Raw genomic sequence first — 26,601 nt, 5'->3', positions numbered from 1 at the left:
AAAAAACTCCTCCTTGTTACAGGAATTAGCATGGACAAAGCCGGGCAGGATTATTCCCGGATCACAGACATAAAAAGCCCATGGCTGGTCCATACTCACAGAAAAGGAGGGAAACGGTTTTGCTGTTTGATAAACTGAAGCGGGAAAAGCGGCATACTTATGAGGTTCCGAAGCGGGACCCGGGACTGGATCAGCCGCTGAGTCCCACGCTGGAGGATACCCTGGCAAGGCTGGCACAGCTCACCGGACAGACGGCGGATCTGCAGGTCAACCGTCTGGAGGTGGAGGGCTACAAGCTGGCCTTTGTGATGTTTGAAGGGCTGGTGAACTACCAGACCCTGATCCTGGGGACAGCCTCGGATCTGCACCGGCTGCTGGCAGGGCAGAAAATCCCGTCCTGTCTGGTACCCGACCGGCTCTGTCAGGAGCTGTTTATGGCAGGGGACAAGAAAAAGCTCCGGAGCTTTGAAGAGCTGATCCAGTTCATCGCTTCGGGCTTTGCTGTGCTGCTCATCGACGGCAGCCCCGAGGGGGTGGCACTGGGGGTCCAGGGATTCAGCTTCCGCTCCATCGGGGAGCCGGCCTCGGAAAACAACCTCCGGGGCTCCCGGGAGGGTTTTGCGGAGCCGATCCGTATCAATATGTCCATGATCCGGCGGCGCATGAAAACCCCCAGCCTGCGCATGAAGCTGCTCAAGGTGGGGGAGAAGAGCCGCACCGATGTCTGCCTGATCTATCGCAGCGACTATGCCGATCCCGAGATGGTGCGGCGGGTGGAACAGCGCCTGCGGGAAGTCCGCCTGGATAACCTCATGGACTCGGGGTATCTGCGGCCCTTTCTGGAAAGCGGGCCGTTTTCCCTGTTCTCGGGCACCGGGGTCACCGAACGCCCGGACACCCTCTGTGCCAAGGTCAGTGAGGGGCGCATTGCCATCCTGGTGGATGGCAGCCCCTATGCTATTCTGCTGCCCTGCCTGTTCTCGGAGAACTTCCAGAGCATGGACGACTATGCCGAGCGCCCCTATTATGCGGTGTTTATCCGGCTCATCAAGTATCTGGCCTTCTTTTTGACTATCCTGCTGCCCGGCTGCTATGTGGCGGCAGTGAACTTCCATCCCGAGCTGATCCCCGACCAGCTGCTCTTCCGCATTGCCGAAGCTGAACAGGACATGGCATTTCCGCTCATGTTCCAGGCGCTGCTGATCCACTTTATCTATGAGCTGATGCGGGAGGCCGGACTGCGCCTGCCCCGTCCGGTGGGACATGCTGTGAGCATCATCGGGGCACTGGTGATCGGCGATGCGGCAGTCACCGCCGGGCTCATCAGCACCCCGATGGTGATGGTGGTGGCCCTGACCACCATCAGTTCCTTTGTGATCCCCTCGCTGTATGAGCCGGTGACACTGCTGCGTCTGCTGTTTATCCTGTTGGGCGGGACACTGGGACTGTATGGCGTGGTACTGGGGCTGGCCTTTGTGGGGGTGAACCTCTGCTCGGTGACGGTGCTGGGCGTCCCGGCTACCTCGCCGGAGACTCCGCTGTCCCTCTATTCCCTGCGGGATACCCTGATCCGGGTGGGATGGCGGCAGCTGGGACAGGAGCAGTTCATCATCTCCCGCACCGCCGGAGCGGATCAGAACGGAGAACCAGCCGACCAGAACGGGGAGGGACAGCCATGACAAAAAACCATATCGGAGCACTTCCGGCTTCGGCGCTGATCTTCTGCTGCCGGATCTTCTACCTGCTCACCTATTCGCCCCGGGGGCCGGAGTATGGCGGCTCTGCCAGTATGACCGCCTTCCTGGCGGCAGGACTGGTCTCCATCGGGCTGTGCGCCGTGTTCTGGGGTCTGCTGCGCCGGTGCGGTGCCTCGGGCCTGCCCGAACTGTTCCACCGGCAGGGCAGGGTGTTTGCCGCCTTCTGTGAGCTGGCCGTCCTGCTGGTGCTCACCGGCTCGGCGCTCAGCACTGTAATGAACGCCTCAGGCTTTCTCACCTCGGCGGTCTATCCCGGGGCAGGCGCCCAGATCACGGCAGCTGCCGCCATGCTGGTCTGTGCCTATGGGGCGTACTCGGGCATCGAAGCGGTCTCCCGCATGGCACTGCCGGTGGCGGCGGTGTTTGTAGCGGGCCTGGCGGTAGCTGCCGCCGGGATCGCCCGGGAGATCCAGCCTGCCTATTTCACCTTTGCCGGGGCAGAGGCAGTCCCCCAGGTGCTGGAGCTGTTTTTCCAGGCACTGTACCACAATACCGAAGTTCTGCTCTTCCTGCTCCTCACCGATAAGGTCCGGGGGGCGGGCACGGCAGTCTATGCCCGGGGCGTACTGGGCTCCATGACCTTTTACCAGCTGAGCATCCTGCTGGTCACTGTGACGCTGGGGCCGTTTGCCTATGTGCGCAGCTATCCCATTTATTCCATGCTGGCGGCGGCGGAGCTCTCGGTGGTCACCCGGCTGGACATCATCAACCTGCTGGTGTGGATTCTGGTGGCCTTTGTCCGGGGCGCAGCCTACCTCTACTGCATGGTGGGCTGTGTGCGACGTCTGGCGCCCGGACTGCGCCGGAGTCACGCCGCTGCCGGAGTGGGGCTTGGCATGACGGCCCTGGCCTGGTACCTCTGCGGCAGTCTGGACCGGGGGCTGGAGCTGTGGGAACTGTGGAGCGGCGCGGCGCCCTTTCTGCTCTCAGCGGCAATTATCCTGCTGAGCGTACTGGCGGCGCTGGCAGCTGGAAAGAAGGTGAAATCATGCGAAAATGGCTGATTCTGATGGCAGCGGGAGCCCTTTCTGTCCTGCTGACCGGCTGTATGGGCGCAGTGCCCATCGACCAGCGGATGCTGGTGCAGGCGGTGGGCATTGACTGGCAGGAAGGGCAGTATCAGGTGACGCTGCAGATCTTCTCCCCGGCCCGGAAGGAGGGGGAGAGCGCGGGACAGGAGGTCTGTTCCGCAGCCGGCGAGGACCTGGCAGAGTGTATGCGGGGTATTCGTCTGGAAACGGGACAGGAGCTGTTTCTGGGGAATTGCCGGCTGGTGATTCTCAGTGAACCGGCGGCATCGGAGCGGACGGCAGAGGTGGTGGACTATCTGCTCAGCGACCATGAGCTGCGTCCGGGCACCCCGCTCTATCTCACCGAAGGGGAGGCGGCAGAGCTGCTGGAATCCCCGGAGCTTCCGGCAGAGCAGCTCAGTGAGATGATGCGCTCGGCAGCGGAGGCGGGGCTTTGCCCTGACAGCACGCTGCTCACAGTGGTGCGCAGTCTGGAAAGCCTGGGCAGTACGGCGGCACTGGGACGGATCGAAGCCGGTGAAGCCGGCGGAGTACAGGCCTCCGGTGCGGTGCTGCTCGGCCCTGTGGGGACAGCAGAGCTGACCCCGGAACAGTGGCGGGGCGTCAGCTATTTCAGCGGGGATTCCCGGCAGCTGGAGTACACGCTGGACTATAAAGGCGGAAAGCTTTACACCAACATCGCACCGGTGCAGAGCCGTCTGACCGGCGGCGAAAACCCCGGAGAACTGGCGTTTTATCTCAGTGTGGAGTGCACCATCCAGGAGTACTCCGGCGGCACGCTGAACTGGGACAGTGCCGAGGTGGCATCGGTGCGTGCGGTGGCAGAGCAGGCGGTGCGCCGGGAGCTGGAACAGGGCTTTGCGGCACTGCGGACAGCGGGAGCGGATGTGATCTGCGCTCTGGAGACCATGGAGAAGTTCCAGCCGGACTTCTGCCGGGGGCGCACGCCGGAGGCGATTTTCGGGAGCCTGGTGCTGCGCCCGGAAGTACAGGTGAACATCACAGCGCTGGGGGCTGGTGCGCAGGCATCGGCCTGAGCCGGAGGGTCATGAATCAATGAACGAAAATTTGCCAGACAGAAGCCGCGGAAATCCGGATATAATAAAAACGAGTGCGTGAGAACGCACTCAGGAATGAAGCTGTTTTAAGTCGATGACTTTTACGGGAATCCGACGGCGGATGCATTCAGTGATGGTATGCGCGGTGCCGTGGGAACTCATGTCCCAGAAGGCCAGCACCAGATCGGCCTCTGCGATGATCTGGCTGTTCCGGACCAGCGGAGCCCTCCGTCCGTATGTTTCATAATCGGGCAGATATTCGGTCAGGGGGATTCCCAGGGTTTCGGCAGCCTGCCGTGCCAGCTGATCCACTCCTTCCGCACCGCCGCTGATCAGCCGGGTACAGTTGAGAGGGATCATCTGGATGAGATCATCCACAGTAAGCTCCCGGGAATCCCGGGAACCGACGATTACTACCTGCATGGCAGTTTCCACCTCCGCAAACCTGATTCTGGTAAAGATTGTATCACATTCCTGATCCGTTGAAAATGATAAATCGCAATAAAACAGTGGATTTTCGCATAAATCCTGGTGCCTGGCATCAGGATCGGAGGAAACAAAGCAGATGAAGAAATTATACCAGGTCTTTGCCGGGGCAGTCAGTCTGGCAATGGCGGCCGTCATGGGGGTAGTCACCTATTACAGCACGGCCCTGCCCGATCACTTCTATGTGGCGGCAGGAGCGGCGGCAGAGGGGATCTCCATCGGCACTGCCCTGGAGATCCAGGGAGAAATCCAGCCCATTTCCGCGGAAAACGGAACTGCCTCCCTGACTGTTCTGGGCGGCATAGCCGTCAAACAGGTGGATGTGCAGTTTGTGGACCGTGAGATGGTGATCCCCTGCGGATACCCCTTCGGCATCAAGATGTTCACCGAAGGGGTGGTCGTGGTCGGACTCACCGATGTGGAGGAGAACGGGATTTTCCGCAATCCGGCCCAGGAAGCCGGAATTCGGGTGGGCGATGTGCTGACCGAACTGGATGGTCAGCCGGTCAGCCTGAATGAAGATGTGGCAGCGATCATTGCTTCCAGCGGAGGACGGGAGATCTCCTATACCCTGAAGCGGAAGGACCAGACCCTCACCGGTACGCTGCAGCCCATCCGGGCTGACAGCGGCGAGTACAAAGCCGGCATCTGGGTCCGGGACAGTTCTGCCGGCATCGGCACCATGACCTACTATGCCCCGTCTACGATGATCTTTGCCGGGCTGGGCCATGCGGTCTGCGATGTGGATACCGGGGAAACTCTGCCGCTGGGCAGGGGTGAGATCGTGGATGTCACCATCACCGGCGTGGAAAAGGGAATCTCGGGCCAGCCGGGTTCGCTGCAGGGCAGCTTTGAGGGCAGCCGTCTGGCTGGATTCATGGCAGTGAACAGCGAAACCGGTGTCTACGGTCAGCTGACCTCTCTGCCGGTTTCCACGCTAAAACCGGTCCCCATTGCTATGAAGCAGGAGGTCCGGGAGGGAGCAGCCCAGATCTATACCACTATTTCCGGACGCACTCCGCAGTGCTATGACATTGTCATCGAATCGATGAACCTGAGCTCTACCGCCAAGACCAAGAGCATGGTGATCCGTGTCACCGATCCGGAACTGCTGGAGGCCACCGGCGGTATCCTGCAGGGAATGAGCGGCAGCCCGATTCTGCAGGACGGCAAGCTGGTGGGAGCTGTGACCCATGTGTTTGTCAATGACCAGACACGGGGGTATGGCATCTTTGCCGAGAATATGCAGGAAACTGCCTCGAGTCTTGAGATCCGTTCCGCAGCCTGATCAGAGCGATCCGGAGGGGGATTTCCCTCTCCGGATGCTACATAAAAATCCGGATTTCCATATTGACAAGTGAGGAGAAGCCGCCGGTTCGGGAGAGGGAGATCCGGGAGAGCGGAACAAAGCGCCTCCCGGGATACGGGAATCCGCCGGTGGCAGAATTCCGGGATTCCACAAATGCTGTCAGGCAGAAGAGGGCAGGTTTTGTCGGCACTTCCGGGGTGATTTGTCGAATTTTGTCGAAAAGCACATAAAAAGAGGGATTCAATCGAATTTATTTATGCAACTTCAATAATATTCCGATGCGAATTTATCCGGATTTGATGTCGAGTAAAAAAGGGATTTCTATTGTAAGTTTTGGAAATATATGCTAAAATATGTTTGTCGATACAGCAAAAACAAAAAACGACTGGAGGAAGACGAATGTTGGTTAAAACCAAAGTACTTATAGCGGAAGAAAATCAGGACTTTCTGGACAAAATGTGCAGCTTGCTGGCAGAATGTGGCTTTGAGATGGTTTCTGCGCCGAAAGATGGCCTTCAGCTGGTGGACCGCATCCAGACAGAACGCCCGGGAATTGTACTGATGGATGTATTCCTTCCCGGACTGGATGCACTGGGTGTTATGAAGCGGATCAATCAGCTCATGGAAGGGGATACACCCAAATTCATGCTGATGTCCACCTTTGAGAGCAGCACTCTCGAACGGGAACTCATCGCAGCCGGCGCGCTCTACTATTTCCTTAAGCCCTTCTCGCCGGAAACAGCGGTGGAACGCATTGTCCAGCTCACTGGCGGCAGTCAGCCGGAGATCCGTCCTGACCCGGCAGACCTCGATCTCACCGTCACTGAGATCCTGCATCAGATCGGTGTTCCTGCCCATATCAAGGGATACTACTATCTGCGTTCTTCCATCAAAATGGTGGTAGAGGATCAGAGTATCCTGTCCGCCATTACCAAGCGGCTGTATCCCGATGTTGCCAAGGAAAACGGTACCACGGCTTCCAGGGTGGAACGGGCGATCCGCCATGCCATCGAAGTGGCCTGGGACCGGGGCAATGTGGAAGTTCTGGAACAGTATTTTGGCTACACCATCAATTCCTCACGCGGCAAGCCTACCAACAGTGAATTCATCGCCATGATCGCAGACAAGATCAACATGAATCGCCGTAAATATGCCGTGCAGTAGTCGAGCCTGAGAAAAGATCCCGGAGACTGGTTCTCCGGGATCTTATTATTTGCAAAACTTGGGCAGGTGCGCTATAATGGACAGGTCAGGCACAAAAAGTGCCGGTACTTTTCATATTACACCGGAGGCAGGTATTGGTCAGGCAGAGCGGAATGCATTCTTGATTCCACTGGGACTATGGCTGCGTGGGCAGCGATTCCATCCGGTCACAGGGAGGATAAGAAGATGGCATTTCATGCGGTGATTTTCGATTTGGACGGAACCCTCATCGACTCTATGGGAGTCTGGGAGGAAGTTCCGGATCAGCTGGTCCGCCGGCTGGGAGGAGAGCCTTTCCCCGGCCTGGCAGACGCTCTGCGCACCCAGGATCTCCGGGGCGGGGCTGAGAAGCTCATCCAGATCTATGGCTGGGATCTCACAGCCGATCAGGTGCTGGAGGAGGCTGACCGACTGCTGGACGAAACATACAGCACCGCCGTTCCTCTCAAGCCCGGCGCTGGGGAACTGGTGCGGCAGCTCCATGAAAAGGGAGTGCCGCTGTGCATCGCCACCGCCAGCACCGAGGGACAGGCTGTGGGTGCCATGCGGCATTTTGGCCTGGCGGACTGCTTCTCCTTCGTGCTGAGCTGTACCCGCTACGGCGGCAAGAACCGTCCGGACATCTTCCTGGAAGCAGCCCGGCGGTTTGACCTCCAGCCGGAGGAGATCCTGCTGGTGGAGGACTCGCTCTATTCGGTGCGCACGGCTCATCAGGCAGGCTTTGGCACCGCCGGAGTGGCAGACACCTCGGCAGAAACAGAGCGTACAGCCATGGAGCAGACCTGCGATTATTTCTTCGAAACCCTGGCGGACTTCGATGTGCCGGTGACTGCGCCGGAGCGCGGATGATCCGTTTCCCATTCCCCGTATGGCTGTTTGCCGTGCGGGGATTTTTTACTGCCGGAAAACCGGAAATGTCATGCTTATAAAGCATAAAATACTGCTATAACAAGGTATTGGACATATAAAATCCCCATCCCTTATAATACAATCAGACGAGAACCACACCGACCGGCGCTGCAAAGCCGGTCTGACTGAAAAGGAGATGGGGAGAATATGAAAAAGATCCTGAGTATTCTGCTGGCGGCACTGGTTGCGGCGGGCATGACTGCCTGCGGGACAGAGGGTGAGCCGTCCCCGGAAGCGGAGCAGCAGCCGTCTTCCCAGCAGACTGCGGCAGAGGACCCGCAGCCATCGGAATCCGGGCCGCAGAGCCGGTATCTGGTGGTATACTTCAGCTATGCGGAGAATGCGGAGCTTCCCGAGGATGCGGACGTGGAGGCCTCGGCGAGCATCCAGCGCTGGAACGGCACTCTTACCGGCAATACCGGCGTGGTGGCGCAGATGATCGCTGAAGCTGCCGGGGCAGAGGTGTTCCCGCTGCATACAGTGGAGCTCTACCCGGATACCTATGAGGCCACCATCGACCAGGGCGAGCAGGAGCGCGCCAACGGAGCCCGTCCGGAGCTGCAGGCTGTGCAGGAGAACCTGGAGGACTACGATGTGATTTTCCTGGGGTATCCCAACTGGTGGGGAGATCTGCCCATGGCGGTGTACAGCTTCCTGGACGAGGTCGATCTCTCAGGGAAGACCATCGTGCCGTTTGTGACCTCCGGCGGCAGCGGTTTATCGGGGACACCGGATACCATAGCGGCGCTGGAGCCCGAAGCTGAGGTCCGGGAGGGGCTGGCGGTCCGCAACACCAACGCAGCCGATGCTCAGGAGAGCGTAGAGGTCTGGCTCACAGACCTGGGCTATCTGGGTTAATCGCTGGAACAGGGGGAACAGAATGCGGAAAAGCCGGGAGCAGGATCTCAGATTCTGCTTCCGGCTTTTTGGATGGTTCGGTTCAGGTTTTGGGGGTCAGACCAGGTGGAAGACCTGGATCAGCATGAGCCAGGCCAGGCCGTAGTACGAGATTACAGCCACCAGGTCATTGACGGTGGTGATGAGCGGCCCCGAAGCCACAGCGGGATCGACGCCGAATTTATCGAATACCATGGGAATGGCGGTACCGGCAAAGCTGGAAATGGTCATAGCCAGCATCAGAGCGATGGCAACACAGGCACCCACCGCCATGGAATAGGGCAGGGGATAGTGCTTGAGCACCATGGTGTAGAAGGTCACAACGCCGAAGGCGATCACACCCAGCAGAGTGCCGTTGGTCAGGCCGACCCGCACTTCCTTGGAGATCAGGTGCAGCTTCTCGGACATGGGCAGGGCTTCATCGGTGAGCACCCGGATGGTAACTGCCAGCGACTGGGTTCCCACATTGCCTGCCATATCGAGGATCAGCGACTGGAAGCAGATCAGGATGGCGATCTGGGCAACAATCTGCTCGAACATGCCCACCACGCTGGATACGAACATGCCCAGGAACAGCAGGATCACCAGCCAGGGCAGGCGCTTTTTCATGCTGAGCAGGAGGGGTTCATCCAGGTCGTCATCGGTGCCTTCGGAGATACCTGCCAGCTTGTTGTAGACTTCCCGGGATTCCTCTTCCCGGTAGTCCATGATGTCCTGTACGGTGAGTACGCCCACCAGCTGATCGGCGGCGTTCAGTACCGGCAGGGAGTCCTCCTCATAGTCACTGATCCAGTCCATGCATTCCTCGATCTGGTCGTGATCGTGAACGAAGGGATAGGAGTGCACAATGATCTTGTCAAGGGAGGTGTAGTCCCGGGCCCGGATCAGGTCTTTCAGGTCAATGGCGCCGCAGTAGAGCCCCTGATCGTCAATGACATAGAGGGTGGAGATGTTGTCGTTCTCCGCGCTCTGACGGATCAGTTCCCGCATGGCCTCTTTTACGGAAGCGGTCTGGGGGATGGCGATATAGTTGGTGGTCATCATGCTGCCGATCTCATCATCGGTATAGGAAGCGATCATCCGGATCTCCCCGGAGGTCTCCTCACTCAGGTGACCGGCGATCAGCCGGCGGGTCTCCTCGGGCAGCTCTTCCAGAATTTCGGCTGCTTCATCCGAATCCATGCTGTCCAGAATTGCGGCGGCCTTATCCGCCGGGAAGCCGGCAAGTACCTGCTCCGGCTCATCGCAGTAGGGCAGGATCTCTGCCAGACGCAGGGCACCCAGGGGCAGGAACAGTCCCAGACGCTCCTCCGGGGTGAGCTGTTCCAGGGCCTGGGCAATATCATAGTCGTGGTAGTCGTTCAGACGCTCTGCCAGGACAGCGGGATCGGCAGTCTGATGGATCAGGGCCAGGATCTCGGCTGCTACTGCTTCGTTGATAAACTCATGTCTTCTCATCATCGGTAATTCCTCCTTTTCTGCTGCAAAAAAGAGAAAATGCGCACAGGAAATACTCCCGCGCGCAGCAAATGATGAGGACGATCCTCACAGCATATCGGTCAGACAGACAGCAAGAGCCATCCCGTCCGGCAGACAGGGGATCTTCCGCATGAAACGCAGGCAGAGCAGTTTCCTGTGGATTTTCGGTTGTTCACAGTTCTACTGTCGCCGTCCATGCGATCACATCCTTCCCGAACGGCTTTGGCTTTTTCTTCCATATCCCAAGCGGACATGGAGTCTCCTATCCCTTTTTATCATACCCGGACAGAAAAGTCAAGTAAACAAATTGTGTCGTATCGGTAAACGAAGGTTCCGGCATCTTGCAGGAATTTCCTGAGGTGCTATACTGGAAACAGAAATCAGTGGGAGGAGGTTGTGCAATGGGCTTGTGGGTGCCGAAACTCCGGGCGGAGTATATCATTGAAGGGGCACTCTATCAGGAGGCGCTGGACTATGCCCGCCGTTCCAGGGCCTATACTTCGGACCGGCATGACTTCCACTCCGGCGGCCTTGACAATAAGCAGCAGAAGATGCTCGAGGGCAAGCTCGGGGAGAAGGCGTTCAAGCTGTTCCTGCAGGACAATGGCATCCGGTTTGAGGAGGATCACAGCAGCTATGAGGAACGGGACGAGTATGACTTCCTGCTCCAGGGCTCGGGGCTGCGCCTGCGGGTGGATGTCAAGACCCGCACCGAGGAATTCCATATCCGCACATTGGAACTGGTGGAACAGACCATCTCCCATCCCAAGGAGCTGTATGTTTCCGCCCGGCTCTACCGGGAGCGGAATGCGGTCCGGCTGCTGGGGTGGTTTACCCGGGAGGATCTGCTCACCCAGGGGAAGATCGAAAACCAGGGCTACCTGGATAACTATGTGATGTACGACCGGCAGCTGCGCCCGATGGAATCGCTGGCCCGGCGCTGCCGCCGGTACTTCCCGCTATAAAACAGATTGCGGCAAAAAAGACCGTCCGATAAGGACGGTCTTTTCTTATTCCCCGGAAAGGGGCGGAAGATAGTTGGTGATGAGAACCTCCTGGGTGTTGCCGGAGCGGTCCTTGGCATGATAGCTGCAGTTGGCATAGTTCTGCTCCAGACGCTGCACATGGTACCGCTGGCTCCAGCGGATCAGCTCCTCATTGGTCATGCCCTTGTGGACAAATACATTGGAGAGGGCAAAGCGGATTCCCCCACGGTCCAGTTCGTCCAGCAGATCCAGCAGCTGCCGGTCCTCCAGCGGAGTCCAGTCCTTGAAGCCCCGGCGCCCATCGTTGTAGGAGCCGTTGCTGATGAGGTAGGGCGGGTCGCAGTAGACCAGATCCCCGGGCTGCAGCACCGAGAAGTCAAAGCTGAGGAAATCCCGGGTGGAAAAGCGGATGTCCTTCTGCTGGAGTGCCTCCACAAACCGGACGAGGTTGGCCTCAATGGAAGGATTATAGGCACTCCGGTTGCGTCCGAAGGGAATATTGAATTCATGTTTCTGATTGAAGCGGATCTGATGGTTGAAGGAATAGCAGGTGAGCACAAAGAGGTCGATGGGGCGTCCGGTGCGGTTGTATTCCCGGCGCAGGGCCAGGTACCCCTCGGTATTCTGGTCGGAGAGCTCATATTCCGCAATGCGCTCCCGGATCAGCCCGAGGATAGTCTCAGCCGGTGTGCCACGGAAGAACTCATACAGCCCGATGAGATAGGTGATCTGATCGTTGGCGTAGATCACCGGGGCATCCACATTGATGCCCACATTGAACCCGCCGGCAAACAGATCCACAAACCGGCAGTAATCCCGGGGAAAAGCCGGCAGAATCCGGTCGAGCAGACGATATTTTCCGCCGGTGTAGTTGAGCGGACTTTTGATGTAGCGGTTCTGCGGCATGGCGTTCTCCTTCTGCGGACGGGCGGGAATTTTCGTGCAATCCATTATAGCACAGAACCCTGTTCCGGCTCAACCGGCACAGACGGATTTCCCGGTATCCATTTCTGTCGGAATATGGTATGATGGGGGAGTAAAATCTTGGAATGTCCGGGTGGAACAGCCCGGCAGGAAGCATCAGCGTCAACTGAAGGAAGCAGATCCGCAAAATAAAAAGCATATCCCACGGAAAGCCGGGGATATGCTTTTTTGTTTGGGGTCAGGGTTCAGCGGGCGGAAAGTCAGTTCTCCCGGGTGCCGGAGGCATATTCGCCCATGAAGATGTCCAGCACCTCCCGGGGCGGCTGGATCAGCGAGCCCTCATGCTGGCATTTCCACTGAACCTCCTGGCTGATGGCTCCGTCCAGGACACCATCCACTGTTTCGCCGTCCTGGATGGGGTTGCCTGCCAGCAGCAGGTAGGAGGCCACACTGTATGCGTGTCCCACCACCCAGTTGGGGTCCATATCGTGGAAGTGGTACTGCAGGTCGGGCAGGAACAGGGTGCTCATGCCCAGCGTATCCACCAGCATGTCGTCGGTGCCCTGGATGTTGAAGAACCGTGCGTTGACGCCGAACCGGATAAACCGGTCCGGGCCGGTGATGGTATTGCCGCGCACCTCCTCGGCCTTGAGCAGCTTGCCGCAGTTCTGGAAGTAGAAGGCCGCGCAGGTGGGGAAGAGCCCTGCCAGTGCCTCCAGAAAGTCCATATCCAGGTCGGCACGCTCCAGCGGGTCCAGAGCGGCAGTGAGCATATCCACGCCGACGATCTGCCACCGGCACTCAGCCAGGATCTGATCCCGTTCGCCCATACAGTCCCACATCTGGCTGCGGGTAAAGGGATCAAACAGATCCTCGGAGATTTTGGAGCAGGCGGTGACCATCAGCTGCACCGGAGCCGAGCCATCCTGGAAGGTGGCCATGTGGTCCAGAGCGGCAAAGCCTGCCATCTTATCATCGTGGCAGAAGCAGTCCAGCCGTCCGCAGTGCTGCTGCAGAACCCGCAGCATGGTATCCCGGTCGGGGAGCCCTGTGGGCTCCCGGAAAAGCATCTGGATCAGGAACGGCCCGCCGGGGCGGGGAGATTCCTGGCTGAGATCCTGCTGATATACTTGATCCATTTCAGATTCCTCCTGTTGATATTATGGGGTTTATCGAATCGTACCGGGGCTTAATCCCACCAGAAGAACCACTTGTCCGACTGGCGGAGGGTATCTGCCAGCCAGCCGATGGAGGCATCTTCCGGTCCCTGGTCCACGGCATCGGGACAGAACGCGTACTGTTCCATGGCAAGCTCCATGGCCTGATCCGCAGGCACCGGAGCAGGCAGGGCACACTCGAGCACATCGTGAGTAATCACTGCCGGCACAGCGCCGTACTGTTCCAGCCAGTACCGGGCGATTGCCATCAGTTCCGCTGTGTCGGGGCATTCGTTCCAGCCGCCGAAGGGCAGGTAGGCAAAGACTTCCCAGGGATTCTTCACCGGAATCTTTGCCAGGATCAGCGGACAGGTGCGTCGGGTGTCATAATCCCAGTAGGACAGGAACCGGTTCCCGGGCTCGCCGCCCTCCATGGTACCGGTGATCTCCTCCAGACTCATGTCGTCGTCCTCCAGCTCGGAGATACGGTCGTTCATGCGGCTCTGCAGCACCGTTTTGCCGTCCAGCGGGGCGGCGCTCAGAGCGGCCTTGCGGTACTTGGCGACCTGGATGGGGTCAAAGCCATAGTCCTCAGCGCCGTCGCTTTCGGGATCGGCGTTCAGAATGAGCATTTCCCAGAGGGTTTCGTCCACAGCGACCAGCACCGGCAGGAAGCCCTCTTCCATACCCCGGCGGCGGGCATAGCTGTATGCCGCGGTGATGGGGTCATCGTCCCGCATAGGCGGGAAGTATTCACAGTCGCAGCCCAGATACTGCATCATGGCCTGGGCCAGTTCCGAAGGCTCCTCGTCTGACGGCTCATACTGCAGCCAGCTGTCCCAGCGCTGCTGGATCAGCCGGGCCATATCCTGATAATAGACCTCATCAAAGGGGATAAAGAGATAGGTTTCATTCTGATACTTTTCCGAGAAGTACTCCTCCGGCCCGAACCGGCGCAGGGCATAGTCATCAATATCCGACGGGAAGTAGGGAGCGTCCCCCTGACCGTAATAGTACTGGGAGAAGGCTTCTCCTTCCTTATTGAACATCGAGTGCCGCAGTACGCCGCCCAGCTGATCCCGGATAAAGACCCGAAGATCGGTTCCGGCAGGGTCCCCGGCAAACTGACGCATCAGATCCCCGTATTCCGCACGGAAGCTCTCGCTCATCCGGTCGTGTTCCAGATTCCAGCGCAGGTAGATTGCCATGTGGTTGTAGGCGGTGATCTCATCCACCGGCAGGTGTTTGTCCCGCAGATCCCGCAGATGCCACTGGGCATCATCCATCCGGTCCTTCATCGCCTCCAGCTCCTCCTGAGTGGGAGCCGGGCCGGCTTCTTCCAGAATATCCGGACGTTCCGGGTCCACCACAAAGCTGACACCCTCGTAGAGTTCCAGCAGACTGCCGGCGCCGAAGCGGATCTTATACTCCATCTCGTCCTGATAGAGCGGAATGACCTGATAGAAGTTGATCTCCTCACCCTCAGCCAGCGGACAGATACAGGCATCTTCATCCACCTGCTGGGGTGTCACCAGAATGGCGGCAGAGAGCTGGGTGCTGTCGGCATAGGGCTCCTGGTTATCGATGGTGTGTCCCCAGCCAAGCCAGGTATCGTTGATGCCGGGCAGCCGTGCCAGCGCCTTGAGCAGCCGGACAGGCCAGTACCAGGCTTCCTTCTGCAGCGAGTTGTGATCCAGCTTCCAGTCCGGCGGCAGGGCGATCAGCAGTTCCGCCCGTTCCAGCTTCTGGTCCGCCAGCTCCTCCGGGACATTCATACGGTGCGCGCCCATGCCCATGGTCACCAGGGTGTAATAGTTCTTTTTCGGGCTGGGCGGAATCAGGCAGATATCCACATGGATATCCGGGGAGACCAGCTCGTGCATGACCGTCTCGAACTCACCGAAGTGGCTGGAGATGTGTTCCTCCACCCGTTCCAGTTCTTTCGGGGTATAGTATTCAGTTTCAAATTCACTGGGGTCGGGCATGTCCGGCTCCTCCTGGGGCTCCTTCGGACAGCCGTTTTCATCCAGCAGAACCGGGAAGGGCTCACCCTGTTCCGGACGCCAGATCAGTGCCGCAGCATGGCTGAGGTCAAAGACCACGGCTTCCAGTTTTCCGGGAGTGCCGTCCGGGAGGGTCAGCCACATGCCGCTGTCCAGCCGCTCCTTCTGAAGGCGCAGCCAGTCCGCCTTGAGCTTGGAAAGGCCGGCCCGGTTCATGCGGAACACCAGCTCCACTGTCTGTCCCTGCACTGTATAGGGGAAGGAGCAGTAGGGGGAATCGACGGTGAAGGTGTCAGGGTCGGGGGCAAACAGCTCCATAAAGCGTTCCAGTCCTGCGGGGTCGGTGTTGATGCAGGAGATGGCCTGGAGCTTGCTGTCCGAGTTCTCGTCCAGTCCCTTCTGGAGCAGCAGGTCGGCATCGGGGTGAATCCAGTGGTATTCCATCTCCTCGAGGGTGGCCCCCTTTTCGATCTCCTGGCGCAGGGTGGTGAACTCATAGTCGCCGGGCACCAGCTCCAGGCCCCGGTCGGCTGCTGCCAGTGCCCCGGCACGGTCGCCGAAGTGACTGCGCAGCTTACCCAGCTGCAGCCAGATCCACGGATAGTCCGGCTCTTCCCGGGCGCCCTGTTCGGCATACCGGAGCGCCTCCTCCGGGTGTCCGCAGTAGGTCAGGCCGATGGAGTAGCGGTAGTACCAGGTGCCGCAGCCGGCGGCATTCTTCTCCGAATCCCGCATCCACTGGACACCCCGGTAATAGAAGGGGTATTCGTCAATATTCATGCAGGCGTAGCCGTACCACAGCGCGATCTGCAGGTCTTCCCGGGCCTGCTGCTCTGTAAAGCGGTGAGACTTTACACCGTTTTCAACGAAGGTTTCCAGGTAATCCAGCGCCCGGTAGAAGTAGCCGCTCACATCTCCGATGAAGGATTCCAGTGTTTTGATGTCCTCCTTCGAGAGCAGAGAGCCGGTTTCCGGGTCCACATTGGGGGCGGGAGCCGGGGCGAGGGGTGCCTCCTCGGGAGAGATCAGCCGCACAGTGCTCACATCCCGGCGGAAGCTGTGGAAGCTGGCCCAGGGCAGGCCGGATTTTTCAAAGAAGGCGACAGCGGCATCCAGGACAGCCGGCAGATCCCAGGCGATGAAGTCCAGGTATCCGGCGTACAGTCCGGTGGCGCCGCCCAGCAGGGTAAAGGCATCCTCCCCGGCCTGATCCAGCAGAGCGGCTTCCAGTTCGTCCCGGAAGGAGAGGATCGCCTCACTGCGGTTCTCGCCGGTGAAGGAGTCCAGCGGGTAGATGAGAAATCCCGCCATGACGCCGTCCTGGTGCAGCAGGTCCATGGTGTCGCTCTCAGCACGCAGGTAGTCCCCGACGATCACCGGGAGCCGGGTGGAACCGGATACGGTATCCAGCCGCCAGTCAGCTTCCGGGTCCTGTTCGGGCTCCATCTGGTAGACCGCGTAGGCCGAATCCAGGTAATCCCCGGCGGAAGCGGGTACCTCGAATCCCATCTGCTGCACCCAGGCGGGCAGATCGCTGAGCAGCATATCCTCTCCGTCCAGCGGGGTATCGGAAATATCAAAACCGCGGATCAGCGCCATAGCGGGGATCTCGCCCAGCACCTGGTCTACCAGGGTGGAGAGCAGCCACCAGGCCTGATTCTCGTCCTCCCGGAGCAGCGGGAGCAGGGCTTTGCAGTACAGGGTCAGGGAGAGGGAGTCATCATCGGTCTTTTCCGGCAGCACCCGGACATCCTGCCCGGAGATCTCCATTCCCGCCGCAGTGCGGATGGAGAAGTTGACCGAAGCCTGGCGCCCCACAGGGAAGTTCCAGTGTTTCAGCAGTTCTGCGGGGGCATGGCGCTGGAAGTAGACCAGCTCATAGAGCCTGGCAAGATTCCCCTCGGGGGTGAGGATCAGTTCGTATTTCTGACCGTTGTGTCCCACTTCAAAGGCGGGGTTCAGGAAAGCCGGGAGGAGGGCTGTTTCACACAGGCTGATGAGCTCCTCCTGGACAGCGGAGCGATCCCGTACATCCAGAAGCTGCCGCAGCTGGGCTTCCACTTTGGAAAAGGCAGCCCAGGCCTCCTGGGTGCGCTCCCGGAAACTGGGATCGAACCGGGGCAGGGCCAGACGGCGGCGGCAGTCGTCGACCATCTGCTGGGTGTCCTCATCGCCGGGACGGGCTTCCAGAGCCTGTTCGAAATAGCGCAGGGCCTGTCCCTCCTGGTCCAGGTAGTAATAGGCATAGCCCACACGGAAATTCCAGTTGTGATCCCCCTGGAAGTGCTCCTCATAGGGCAGGAGCAGGGACAGTGCCTTTTCATACATTTCCTTGTCATCCACATCGGCGGCATTGTTGTAGGCCCGGGCGAGCTCACTGCACAGCTCGGGGGTGCGGCTCTCTTCGGGGATGGCTTCGATGGTGTCGATGATCTTCTGGTACTCGTCCTTCTCGTTCCAGATCTGACATTGTTCCAACAGGGTCATATTGATGTCCTCCTTCAGCAGTGGATTGGATATGGAAAGCAGTGTTTTTTATATGGAAAAATCTGCGCAGGCAGAAAGGGCTCTTATCAGCGCTCTGCCTGAATTCCATGGACAGCGGGAGATTTCAGCAGGCGGCGTGGTCCGGCGAGCGATCTCCCGGGAATGTTCCGCTCAGTATACAGGTGTATGGACAACGGATACACTCTCTCAACTCTAATGATACTAAGAAACCCTCACAGGCGCAATCCATGAATCACACAAAAAATGTGAATTTTTATATCCAAATTCCCAAAAGGCAGCAGCATATAAAAACTCCCCCGTCCGGTTCGGAAACGGGGGAGAAGAAGCTGAAACCGGGCTCAGCGCAGATATTTTCCGGTGATGCTCCAGGGATTTTCCCGGACCTGTTCGGGGGTGCCGGCAGCGACGATCTGTCCGCCGGATTCCCCGCCGCCCGGGCCCATATCGATAATGTAGTCGGCGTTGCGGATCACGTCCAGGTCGTGCTCGATCACCACTACGGTGGCGCCCTTTTCGATGAGGGTCTGGAACACGCCCAGCAGAGTCCTGACATCCAGCGGATGCAGGCCGATGGTGGGCTCATCAAAGACAAAGACGGTGTCCGCCTGACCCCGGCCCATCTCGCTGGCGAGCTTGAGCCGCTGGGCCTCACCGCCGGACAGACTGGGAGTGGCTTCCCCCAGGGTGAGGTAGCCCAGGCCCAGATCCCGCAGCACCGAAAGGCGCTGGCTGACTGTTTTCCAGCCGGCGCAGAGGGGCAGGGCGGAGTTGATGTCCTTTTCCATCAGGTCGGGGAGGGAGTAGCTCTGTCCGTCCGGGGCGGTGTGACGCACCCGGTCAGCTTCCCGGGCATAGCGGGAACCCTGGCATTCCGGGCAGGGGATTTCCACATCGGGCAGGAACTGCACATCCAGGTCGATGACCCCGGTGCCGTCACAGACCGGACAGCGCAGGCTGCCGGTATTATAGGAGAAGTCGCCCGCCTTGTAGCCGGCGGCCTTGGCATCGGGGGAGCGGGCGTAGATCTTGCGCAGCTCATCGTGGACACCGGCATAGGTTGCCACCGTGGAGCGCACATTGATGCCGATGGGAGTGGCATCGATGAGCTTGACCCGCTCGATGCCCGGGGCCTCCACTGCACAGATATGCTCTGGCAGCGGGGTGCCGGAGGTGGCGGCTTCCAGGGCCGGGATCAGGCTTTCCAGCACCAGAGTGGTTTTGCCCGAGCCGGATACACCGGTGATGACGGTGAGCTTTCCCTTGGGGAAGTCCGCTTCCAGCGGCTTGACCGTGTGGATCGCCCCGGTGGAGAGGTGGATGTGCCCCTGTTCAAACAGCTGTTCTGCCGGGGTGCGGGGACGGACCATCGTTTCGGCCTTGTCGGAGAGGTATGGGCCGATCTGGGAGTCCGGCTGGCAGCAGAGATCTTCCACCGTGCCCTGGGCGATAACCTGTCCGCCGCCGGCACCGGCTTCCGGGCCCATCTCTACGATCCAGTCCGCTTCCGAGAGGATCTGGGTGTCGTGGTCCACCAGCAATACCGAGTTGCCGTCCGCCACCAGATCGTGCATGACCGCAGTGAGCCCGTCGATGTTGGAGGGGTGCAGGCCGATGGAGGGCTCGTCCAGCACATACAGCACTCCGGTGGTACGGTTGCGCACCGACCGGGCCAGCTGCATCCGCTGGCGTTCTCCGGTGGAGAGGGTGGAGGCGGCACGGTCCAGGGTGAGATACCCCAGTCCCAGTTCCATCAGCCGCCGGGCCGCGGTGCGGAAGGAGTCGCAGATGCTCTCCGCCATGGGACGCATCTCCTCCGGCAGGGAGCCGGGGACACCTTCCACCCAGTCAGCCAGGTCGGACAGGGTCATTTTGCAGGCTTCATCCAGGCCGATGCCCCGGAGCCTGGGCGCCCGGGCCTCTTCCGAAAGCCGGGTGCCGCCGCAGTCCGGGCAGATGTCCTCCCGGAGGAACTTTTCCACCCGCTTCATGCCCTTTTCGTCCTTGACCTTGGAGAGGGCATTTTCCACTGTATACACCGCATTGAAGTAGGTGAAGTCCAGTTCCGCGGCGTCATTGGAGTTCTTGGCCTTGTAGAAGATGTGCTTTTTCACTGCCGGGCCGTGGTAGACGATCTCCTTTTCCGCTTCGGTGAGGTCCCGGAAGGGGATATTGGTACGCACCCCCATCTCCCGGCAGACATCGGTCATCAGCGACCACATCAGTGTGTTCCAGGGGGCGACGGCGCCCTCCTCGATGGTCAGGGAGGGGTCAGGGACCAGGGTGGCAAGGTCCACGGTGCGGACAATGCCGGTGCCGCCGCAGGTACGGCAGGCGCCCTGACTGTTGAAGGCAAGACTTTCGGCAGCCGGGGCATAGAAATGTTCCCCGCACACCGGGCAGACCAGTTCCTGTCCCGCAGCCACTGCCAGGGTGGGTTCGAGGTAGTGTCCGTTGGGGCAGCGGTGATGGGCCAGCCGGGAGAACATGAGCCGCAGGCTGTTGAGCAGTTCGGTACCGGTGCCGAAGGTGCTGCGGATGCCTGGTACACCGGGGCGCTGGTGCAGGGCCAGGGCTGCCGGGACATAGAGCACCTCGTCCACTTCAGCCCGTGCAGCCTGGGTCATCCGGCGGCGGGTGTAGGTGGAGAGGGATTCCAGGTAGCGGCGGGAGCCTTCAGCATAGAGGACACCCAGTGCCAGGGAGGATTTGCCCGAACCGGAGACGCCGGCAATGCCGACGATCTGGTTGAGGGGGATATCCACATCAATATTTTTGAGGTTGTGAACCCGTGCGCCGCGGATCTGGACCGCGCGCGGGGGAATGGATCGTTCTTTTATGGGGATCATCTCATTTCTGTGTTGGTCGTGTGGGAAAGCCGGGAGGGGGGAGTGCTGTTCCCCGGCGGTGGATTCTCCCTCTATTCTGCGCCCCGGGCAGTTGTGTGTCAAGACCGGCGGCTTGTTTTTTGGCTCCATAGTTGGTACAATGGTAAAAAACAAAGCTGTGTCCCGGACATGCCGCACTCTGCCGGGCCGCAGGAAAACGGCAGCGGAACACTCCCCTGCCAGAGGAGGAGCCATGCCCAAGGTAGCATATTCAGAAGAGGATCGCAGACGGGTCCGGGAAGAGCTGCTCACCACAGCCCTGAAACTCATGTCCACCCAGGGAATCCAGCATACCACGGTGGAACAGGTGTACCGGTCGGTGGGGATTTCCCGCAGCTTTTTCTATGCCTTTTTCCCCACCAAGGAGGATCTGATCGTAGAGGCGCTCTATCTGCAGCAGCCCCGTCTGCTGGAATATGCCCGCAGCCGGATGGAAGATCCGGCGATCAGCTGGCGGGAAGGGGTGCGGCAGTTCCTGGATACCTGCTGCTATGGCGGCAGGAATGGGGTGGCGGTGCTCAGCGTGGATGAGCAGCAGATGCTGTTCCAGCGGCTTTCGGAGGAGAGCTTCCGCACCTTCCGTACCCGGCAGCGGCAGCTCTTCGAAGGCATTCTGGAGAGCTTCGGCATCGCTCCGGAACCGGACCGGGTGGATCTGTTCATCAATCTGAGCCTGGCGGTCATTGTGCTGTCCCGGGCGATCCCCCAGACCTTGCCGATGTTTGTGCCCGATGCCGCCCGGGAGTCCACAGCCTTCCAGATCCGCTGTATTGTGGACTGGCTGGAATCCCTGCGGGAACAGCCGGGAGAACAGCACTGAAAAATCCCGCTTTTCACAGAAGATACAGAAAAACGGTGTCCTTTTAGGACACCGTTTTTGCTGTGCGTTATTTCCGGAGATTCAGCCGGGAGCGTCAAAGGGCCGAATAGCTGATTTTCAGCGTCATAACCGGCAGGGCGACACCCGGGCTGCGGGTGATGGCGTGCTTATCCTCTGCCGAGAAGCCGATGGTCTCGCCATCGTGCAGGGTAACTCCTCCCGACAGCACATATTCCACCATGCTGGCAAGGAAGTCCCGCACTTCCGAGGGATCGGCATCGGCGTCCAGCACTTCCATCTCATCGAAGCCGAACACATCCATGCCGTAGGTATAGCCGCAGATGCCCTTTTCGCTGCGGTAGAGCCCGAACCAGATCCAGTTGAAGATGGGCAGTTCCCCTTCCTGCATCATGTCGGCAAAGCCCTCATAGAACCGGGGCTCGAATACCACGCCGCTGGTATAGACACCCAGGGCATTTTTCTGGCGGCAGCAGGAAGCCAGCAGCTTGACATAGAGCTTGCCCCGTTCCAGCAGATCTTCCTCCTGACCCAGCACAACCACCATCAGATGGGCCTGGTGGGTCTTGGTGATCTCCACCGCTTCGGGCCACAGGAAGTTGTTTTCGGCGTTGAGTTCTGCCTCGCCGTTGGGAATCGGCGCCGCCATCAGGCTGACAGCGGCGATCATCTTGCCCTCCTCAAAGACAAGGGTGTCATCGCCGGTTTCCTCATCCTCGTCCTCCTGGACAGTGAGACCCCACTTCTCCTGGAGATCCCGGATAAAGGCAGCCTTGTCCCAGCTCGGGTCGGAGAGCAGTACAAATCCGGCAAAGGCTCCGGTGCGCTCGGAATCCTCTCCCTGGGAGTCGGCCTTTTCTGCCTGCTGCATCCAGTAGGCACGGATCATCTCCACCATGGCAGTGGCCTTTTCCACCGCGGTGGATTCGTCATAGGGTTCCATTTCACTCCACACATGACCGCAGTGTTCCAGCTCATCGCCTTCGTAGCCGCCGCAGACACCCAGAAGCCAGCTTCCCAGCAGGGTTTTCTTGTAGCGGAACAGATAGTAGCGCAGTCCATGCAGTTCAAAGGTGCCGGTGCATTCGATGCGGGCCGGGGCTTTTCCCAGCTCCTGGGGGTGGGCAAGCCATTCCTTCATGGCCTGCAGAGCAGCATTTTCCTGTGTTTGAGCCATATTCAGTTCCCCTTTCACAGTCGGTTTCGGGCTGGCGCGGACGGTGGGACCGGCACGCCATTGTTAAGAAAAGTATATCAAATCCCTCAGGGAATGACAAGGGAAAGCCTGCCGTCCGGGCGGGGATTTTCTCAGAATCCGGGGCTGGGAACGGGGAATATGCAGGCTTTCCCCAGAAGACAGCCGCACAGCGGATGATGCGGTTTTATGCTCTGGTATCTGTACCATTTTCTGGCGCTTCATGGTATAATTTACAGACAGACGAGTGTATCTGAGAGAGAATATCCCCGGGACGGGTCAGCCGGTTCCGGGCACAGAGAAGGGGAAAACAGATGGAATACCTGAGCAAAAGGGAATATTTAAGGCGGTATGTCAGCCGGGTGGATCAGCTCCGGATCGGAGTTCTGGGGCTGCTGGTGCTGTTCGGCGGAGTCATCGGCATTGCCCTGGGACTGCGGGGGCAGAATCATGGCCTGGCTCTCTGGGGGCTTCTGATCGCAGTCATGGGGCTGGGGATTCTGCAGTTCCAGAGCCTGGCCTGTTCGGTGGGAACGATGGTCTGCGGGCTGGCGGGCGTGACAGGGCTGATCGACGGCATGAATCCCATCTGCGGCGGCCTGCTGATTCTGGCAGCGATCGGCGCGATCCGGCTCACATATCTGCTGAACCGTGACTATCGCAGTTACCGGGACAGCAGTGCCCCGGCATCGGCTCCAGAGAACCGGCAGGCCCTCTCCAAAGGGGACGGCCCGGCGGCAGCCGCTGTATTTATCCCGCTGCTGGGAATGATGTGCAGTATGGGGCTGATTGCCTTTTCCCTCAACCCCTTCTTCCTGGAGCAGCTGGTGGGGCATGCCCGCACACCGGAGGAGCTTCTGCAGGGGTACAGCCAGTGGTATATCGCGGTGATCAGCGCAGTGGCGTCAGCGATCCTGATCGGAGCTGTGGCGGTGATCCTCTACTGGAAGTGGGGCATCGGTGTGGAAAAGGGCATCCGTCTGATGCTTCTCACCATGGCCTTCCCGCTGCTGCTGGGCGGATTCATGCTGCTCAGTGAGGAGGTTCCCACCCTGCTGATCCACTCCTGGGAGGATCTGGCGCAGATCCGGAGCGGGGAGCTCTCCGAGGAAACTGTCTGGCTCAGCTCCAAAACCTGGACGGAACGGCTTCCGGGGCCTTACAGCAGCGGACAGCCCGAGCCGGTGATCCGGTACGGCGCCACTGGAATGGAGCCCGGCAGCGGCTGGGAGGACTTCTATATCCCGGAAAATCTGGACTTCCGGCCCGACCCGGAAACCCTCTATAAAGAAAGCCAGAGCATCAGCTGGAATGAGGAGCATGCCCAGAAATACCGGCTGCGGTTTACCGATCATTTCCGGCTGGTGGTTTCGGTGGAGCCGGTGGAGGAATAGGCGGCATCCTGCAATCAAGTCAAAAAGCACACAGGAGGAAAGTCACTCCTGTGTGCTTTTTTCATGCGTGTTCGGCTGTGCCGGAAGTGCTGTCCGGGTCAAGGGGCAGCCGGATCCGGAAGCAGACCCCCTGTCCGATGTTTTCCACCGAGCAGGAGCCTCCGTGGGCTGTGACGGCAGCCTGTACAATGGCAAGTCCCAGCCCGGTTCCGCCGCTTTCCCGGCTGCGGGAGCGGTCGCCCCGGAAGAAGGGTTCCCAGAGATGGGGAAGATCCTCAGCGGGGATGGGAAGCCCATCATTGCAGACCGAAAGGCAGACCCAGCCGGCTTCCCGGGTCAGGGCAAGGCGGATCGCACCGCCAGTGGGGCAGTGGCGCAGGGCGTTGGAGAGGAGATTCCCCACCACTTCCCGGAGCCGTTCCCGGTCGCCGGTGAGCGGGAGTTCCGGCAGATCAGCGGTCAGGCGGATCTGCTTCTGCTCCAGCTGGAGCTCCAGCGGCTCCAGTACCTCCCGGATCAGCCCGGCAAACTCCAGCGGTTCCCGATGCAGAGCTGCCCCGGATTCCAGCCGGGAGAATTCCAGCAGCCGCCCCACCAGCTCTGCCATACGGTCACATTCCTCCAGCACGATGCCGAGGTACTGCTCCCGCTTCTCGGGGAGAATGTCCTCCCGGAGGGCTTCGGCATGGGTGCGCAGAACAGCCAGCGGGGTTTTCAGCTCATGCGCCGCCGCCCGGGTGAATTCCCGCTCCCGTCGAAGCTGCCCGGCAAGCTGATCCTGCGCCTGATTGAAGGAAACCGCCAGGGCGTTGAGCTCGGTGATGGGGCCGTCCACCCGGCAGTGTCCGGTGGCTGCCTGCTGGGAGAGCTCCTCCACCGGGCTGGTGACCTTCCGGGACAGATGCCCCGAGAGAAGCAGCACCACTGCCGCAGTCAGCAGGAAGGTGCTAATATAGAGGAACTGCTCCTCCTCGATGGCAGCTGTCAGGGTGCTGCACTGTCCGGCAACCATCCGCATAGTGCCGCTGCTTCCGCTGCTCATTCCGGTGATCTTTCCGCCCCGGGTCTGGACAACCCGGTCTTCGTCTGCCAGCTCCCGGCTCACAATGGCCTGGGCCTCCCGGAAGTTTTTCAGGCGCAGCTGCATATCCACCGGCGAATTTTCCAGCTCGCCTCCGCTGTAGCTGAGCCCGGGGAGCAGGACGCTGCTGATCTTTACATAGTGCAGATCCAGCGTGATGGTGGGTTCTCCGGGGGTGGTGGTTTCCACCATCGTCTCGGTTGTACCGTCCGGGTGGACGATCTCAACCTTCTGCACCTCAATGGCATAGCCCGGCAGCTCGATTCCGGTGATCCGGGCATACCGTCCATCGCAGTTGGGGTCTTTGGCGGCGTCCTCAGCAAACCAGCTGTCCGCTGGGTAGAGGGTATAGGACCAGTGCTGAAGCCGGTGCTCCATGAGCCACTGGGCCAGTTCCAACTGTCCGGCATCGTCCAGACCATTGTCAAAGCGAAGGTGCCATCGCTGTCCCATATCAACGTCGGCTTCATGACCATATCCCCAGGCCAGCTGGCTCTGAATCACATGGTTTTCTTCGTCCCGTGTGACAAATGCCATGCCGCCTTCGGCAATATCGGTGAGGGCAAGGGAACTGCTGCTCAGATTGTCCACCAGAATGTGTTCAGCTTCCGCTCCCAGCCCGTTTTCCAGATTTGCCTCGTAATAAGACCACTGCTCCTCCAGGTCGTCCCGGGCGTCCTTGTAGATGCGCTGGACTGTGATATCCAGCCGGTCCTGGGTGCTGGCAGTGAGCAGCGCCATAGTGCCGAGCCACAGCACCGAAAAGGCCAGCATGAGCGGCACGGCGATCCGCCGCCGGAGCCGGTATGCACGCAGTTTCTCCATGGTATCACGCCTCCTCCAATCGGTATCCGGTCTTGTAGACAGTTTTGATCTGCGTGCCGGCGCTGCCCAGGGCGGCCCGCAGGCTGCGGATGCGCACATCCACAGTGCGGTCGTCCCCGTCAAAGTCCAGCCCCCAGACCTTGTCCAGAAGCTGACTCCGGGAGAGCACCTGTCCCCGGTTGCGCAGCAGGCAGCACAGCAGGGCATAGTCCCGGGGCGGGAGTTTCACCGGCTGACCATTTGCCATACAGAGCTGGCTGCCGGTATCCACTGTGATCGCTCCGCAGGTGAGCTGTTCCGGATGCCCGCCCCGGCTCCGGCGGATCAGCGCCTGGGTTTTTGCCAGCAGCACCGCCAGGGAGAAGGGTTTGGTGACATAGTCATCACAGCCCAGCGCATAGCCCCGGAGCATATCCTCCTCGCCTCCCAGGGCGGTGAGGAACAGAATCGGCACCTGGCTGTTCCGGCGCACGGCGGCACAGACTTCGAAGCCATCCAGATGGGGCATGAAAATATCCAGCAGAATGGCGTCATAGTCGTGATCCCGCAGCAGATCCAGTGCCTCCTCGCCATCCCGGGCCAGATCGCAGTCCAGGCCGTGGGCGGCAAAGTAATCCCGGACAATATCCCGGATGCGTGCCTCATCCTCGACGATCAGAACGGAACTTTTCATACA

Annotated in this window: 18 protein-coding genes and 1 pseudogene; 10 read left to right on the top strand and 9 right to left on the bottom strand. The window is 59.8% G+C overall.

The window, feature by feature from the left end; all coding sequences use genetic code 11:
- Positions 1 to 119: 119 nt before the first annotated feature.
- From H9X81_RS07205 to H9X81_RS07195, 3 genes are read left to right on the top strand one after another with little or no spacing between them, the layout of a single operon-like run.
- A complete protein-coding gene (locus H9X81_RS07205; RefSeq protein ID WP_204720915.1) occupies positions 120 to 1,679 on the top strand; it encodes a spore germination protein in 1,560 nt (519 codons plus the stop codon).
- Positions 1,676 to 2,761 carry a GerAB/ArcD/ProY family transporter gene (locus tag H9X81_RS07200; protein ID WP_204720913.1) on the top strand — a complete coding sequence of 362 codons (1,086 nt, stop codon included), beginning with the start codon at positions 1,676 to 1,678 and terminating at the stop codon, positions 2,759 to 2,761. Before H9X81_RS07205 ends, H9X81_RS07200 begins: the two co-directional genes overlap by 4 nt.
- On the top strand, positions 2,746 to 3,825 hold the full coding sequence (locus tag H9X81_RS07195; protein WP_204720911.1) for a hypothetical protein: 1,080 nt from the start codon (positions 2,746 to 2,748) through the stop codon (positions 3,823 to 3,825). Before H9X81_RS07200 ends, H9X81_RS07195 begins: the two co-directional genes overlap by 16 nt.
- Positions 3,826 to 3,915: 90 nt before the next feature.
- Here H9X81_RS07195 and H9X81_RS07190 read toward each other — a convergent pair whose 3' ends face one another.
- A complete protein-coding gene (locus tag H9X81_RS07190; protein ID WP_191391876.1) occupies positions 3,916 to 4,269 on the bottom strand; it encodes an SLOG family protein in 354 nt (117 codons plus the stop codon).
- Between the two features lie 142 nt (positions 4,270 to 4,411).
- On the opposite strand from H9X81_RS07190, the gene spoIVB reads away from it, so the two are divergent.
- The 4 genes from spoIVB (at position 4,412) to H9X81_RS07170 (ending at position 8,611) form a co-directional block, all read left to right on the top strand.
- Positions 4,412 to 5,620, top strand: coding sequence for a SpoIVB peptidase (gene spoIVB, locus H9X81_RS07185; protein ID WP_204720909.1), 1,209 nt, complete (start codon positions 4,412 to 4,414; stop codon positions 5,618 to 5,620).
- A 420-nt stretch (positions 5,621 to 6,040) separates the two neighbouring features.
- Positions 6,041 to 6,805: a sporulation transcription factor Spo0A gene (gene spo0A / locus H9X81_RS07180; protein WP_191391878.1), complete on the top strand. Its 765-nt coding sequence runs from the start codon at positions 6,041 to 6,043 to the stop codon at positions 6,803 to 6,805.
- A gap of 225 nt (positions 6,806 to 7,030) precedes the next feature.
- A complete protein-coding gene (locus tag H9X81_RS07175) occupies positions 7,031 to 7,693 on the top strand; it encodes an HAD family hydrolase (protein WP_204720907.1) in 663 nt (220 codons plus the stop codon).
- 207 nt (positions 7,694 to 7,900) lie between these two features.
- The gene (locus H9X81_RS07170) at positions 7,901 to 8,611 is read left to right on the top strand and encodes a flavodoxin (protein WP_204720905.1); all 711 of its coding nucleotides are present in this window, start codon (positions 7,901 to 7,903) and stop codon (positions 8,609 to 8,611) included.
- A 96-nt stretch (positions 8,612 to 8,707) separates the two neighbouring features.
- On the opposite strand, the gene mgtE is transcribed toward H9X81_RS07170, so the two are convergent.
- Positions 8,708 to 10,111 (bottom strand): magnesium transporter, encoded by a 1,404-nt coding sequence (gene mgtE / locus H9X81_RS07165; RefSeq protein ID WP_177502724.1) that lies wholly within the window; start codon positions 10,109 to 10,111, stop codon positions 8,708 to 8,710.
- Positions 10,112 to 10,530: 419 nt separating this feature from the next.
- On the opposite strand from mgtE, the gene H9X81_RS07160 reads away from it, so the two are divergent.
- Positions 10,531 to 11,094 (top strand): hypothetical protein, encoded by a 564-nt coding sequence (locus H9X81_RS07160; RefSeq protein WP_204720903.1) that lies wholly within the window; start codon positions 10,531 to 10,533, stop codon positions 11,092 to 11,094.
- A gap of 45 nt (positions 11,095 to 11,139) precedes the next feature.
- Here the strand turns inward: H9X81_RS07160 and H9X81_RS07155 are convergent, their stop codons facing one another.
- The 4 genes from H9X81_RS07155 to H9X81_RS07140 all read right to left on the bottom strand — a co-directional run bounded on the left by H9X81_RS07155 (position 11,140) and on the right by H9X81_RS07140 (position 20,469).
- Positions 11,140 to 12,066, bottom strand: coding sequence for a Dam family site-specific DNA-(adenine-N6)-methyltransferase (locus H9X81_RS07155; RefSeq protein WP_243424069.1), 927 nt, complete (start codon positions 12,064 to 12,066; stop codon positions 11,140 to 11,142).
- A gap of 233 nt (positions 12,067 to 12,299) precedes the next feature.
- Entirely contained in the window at positions 12,300 to 13,178 is an 879-nt protein-coding gene (locus tag H9X81_RS07150; RefSeq protein WP_204720901.1) for a DUF4261 domain-containing protein, read from the bottom strand.
- Between the two features lie 50 nt (positions 13,179 to 13,228).
- Positions 13,229 to 17,686 carry a suppressor of fused domain protein gene (locus tag H9X81_RS07145; protein WP_204720899.1) on the bottom strand — a complete coding sequence of 1,486 codons (4,458 nt, stop codon included), beginning with the start codon at positions 17,684 to 17,686 and terminating at the stop codon, positions 13,229 to 13,231.
- 359 nt (positions 17,687 to 18,045) lie between these two features.
- Positions 18,046 to 20,469 (bottom strand): excinuclease ABC subunit UvrA, encoded by a 2,424-nt coding sequence (locus tag H9X81_RS07140; protein WP_430673033.1) that lies wholly within the window; start codon positions 20,467 to 20,469, stop codon positions 18,046 to 18,048.
- A 316-nt stretch (positions 20,470 to 20,785) separates the two neighbouring features.
- Here H9X81_RS07140 and H9X81_RS07135 point away from each other — a divergent pair, with 316 nt between their 5' ends.
- Positions 20,786 to 21,412, top strand: coding sequence for a TetR/AcrR family transcriptional regulator (locus tag H9X81_RS07135; protein ID WP_177502720.1), 627 nt, complete (start codon positions 20,786 to 20,788; stop codon positions 21,410 to 21,412).
- A 97-nt stretch (positions 21,413 to 21,509) separates the two neighbouring features.
- Here H9X81_RS07135 and H9X81_RS07130 read toward each other — a convergent pair.
- A pseudogene (locus tag H9X81_RS07130) lies at positions 21,510 to 22,280 on the bottom strand (DUF4261 domain-containing protein); the annotation flags it as partial.
- 659 nt (positions 22,281 to 22,939) lie between these two features.
- On the opposite strand from H9X81_RS07130, the gene H9X81_RS07125 reads away from it, so the two are divergent.
- Positions 22,940 to 24,019, top strand: coding sequence for a hypothetical protein (locus H9X81_RS07125; protein WP_204720893.1), 1,080 nt, complete (start codon positions 22,940 to 22,942; stop codon positions 24,017 to 24,019).
- 61 nt (positions 24,020 to 24,080) lie between these two features.
- Here the strand turns inward: H9X81_RS07125 and H9X81_RS07120 are convergent, their stop codons facing one another.
- Both H9X81_RS07120 and H9X81_RS07115 read right to left on the bottom strand, forming a co-directional pair.
- Entirely contained in the window at positions 24,081 to 25,925 is a 1,845-nt protein-coding gene (locus tag H9X81_RS07120) for a sensor histidine kinase (RefSeq protein ID WP_204720891.1), read from the bottom strand.
- Between the two features lie 4 nt (positions 25,926 to 25,929).
- Positions 25,930 to 26,598, bottom strand: coding sequence for a response regulator transcription factor (locus H9X81_RS07115; RefSeq protein ID WP_204720889.1), 669 nt, complete (start codon positions 26,596 to 26,598; stop codon positions 25,930 to 25,932).
- Positions 26,599 to 26,601: the final 3 nt, after the last annotated feature.

The organism is Hydrogenoanaerobacterium saccharovorans (assembly GCF_016901815.1).
GTDB classification, from domain to species: domain Bacteria; phylum Bacillota; class Clostridia; order Oscillospirales; family Ruminococcaceae; genus Avimicrobium; species Avimicrobium caecorum.
The sequence above is the reverse complement of the archived record's forward strand: the minus strand, read 5'-3'. Positions and strand labels throughout refer to the sequence as shown.

What these genes read in the sequence shown, in the direction of transcription:
- H9X81_RS07200 (WP_204720913.1), top strand. Translation starts at nt 1,676, where the DNA reads ATGACAAAAAACCATATCGGAGCACTTCCGGCTTCGGCGCTGATCTTC.
- H9X81_RS07195 (WP_204720911.1), top strand. Translation starts at nt 2,746, where the DNA reads ATGCGAAAATGGCTGATTCTGATGGCAGCGGGAGCCCTTTCTGTCCTG.
- H9X81_RS07190 (WP_191391876.1), bottom strand. Translation starts at nt 4,269, where the DNA reads ATGCAGGTAGTAATCGTCGGTTCCCGGGATTCCCGGGAGCTTACTGTG.
- spoIVB (WP_204720909.1), top strand. Translation starts at nt 4,412, where the DNA reads ATGAAGAAATTATACCAGGTCTTTGCCGGGGCAGTCAGTCTGGCAATG.
- spo0A (WP_191391878.1), top strand. Translation starts at nt 6,041, where the DNA reads ATGTTGGTTAAAACCAAAGTACTTATAGCGGAAGAAAATCAGGACTTT.
- H9X81_RS07175 (WP_204720907.1), top strand. Translation starts at nt 7,031, where the DNA reads ATGGCATTTCATGCGGTGATTTTCGATTTGGACGGAACCCTCATCGAC.
- H9X81_RS07170 (WP_204720905.1), top strand. Translation starts at nt 7,901, where the DNA reads ATGAAAAAGATCCTGAGTATTCTGCTGGCGGCACTGGTTGCGGCGGGC.
- mgtE (WP_177502724.1), bottom strand. Translation starts at nt 10,111, where the DNA reads ATGATGAGAAGACATGAGTTTATCAACGAAGCAGTAGCAGCCGAGATC.
- H9X81_RS07160 (WP_204720903.1), top strand. Translation starts at nt 10,531, where the DNA reads ATGGGCTTGTGGGTGCCGAAACTCCGGGCGGAGTATATCATTGAAGGG.
- H9X81_RS07155 (WP_243424069.1), bottom strand. Translation starts at nt 12,066, where the DNA reads ATGGATTGCACGAAAATTCCCGCCCGTCCGCAGAAGGAGAACGCCATG.
- H9X81_RS07150 (WP_204720901.1), bottom strand. Translation starts at nt 13,178, where the DNA reads ATGGATCAAGTATATCAGCAGGATCTCAGCCAGGAATCTCCCCGCCCC.
- H9X81_RS07145 (WP_204720899.1), bottom strand. Translation starts at nt 17,686, where the DNA reads ATGACCCTGTTGGAACAATGTCAGATCTGGAACGAGAAGGACGAGTAC.
- H9X81_RS07135 (WP_177502720.1), top strand. Translation starts at nt 20,786, where the DNA reads ATGCCCAAGGTAGCATATTCAGAAGAGGATCGCAGACGGGTCCGGGAA.
- H9X81_RS07125 (WP_204720893.1), top strand. Translation starts at nt 22,940, where the DNA reads ATGGAATACCTGAGCAAAAGGGAATATTTAAGGCGGTATGTCAGCCGG.
- H9X81_RS07120 (WP_204720891.1), bottom strand. Translation starts at nt 25,925, where the DNA reads ATGGAGAAACTGCGTGCATACCGGCTCCGGCGGCGGATCGCCGTGCCG.
- H9X81_RS07115 (WP_204720889.1), bottom strand. Translation starts at nt 26,598, where the DNA reads ATGAAAAGTTCCGTTCTGATCGTCGAGGATGAGGCACGCATCCGGGAT.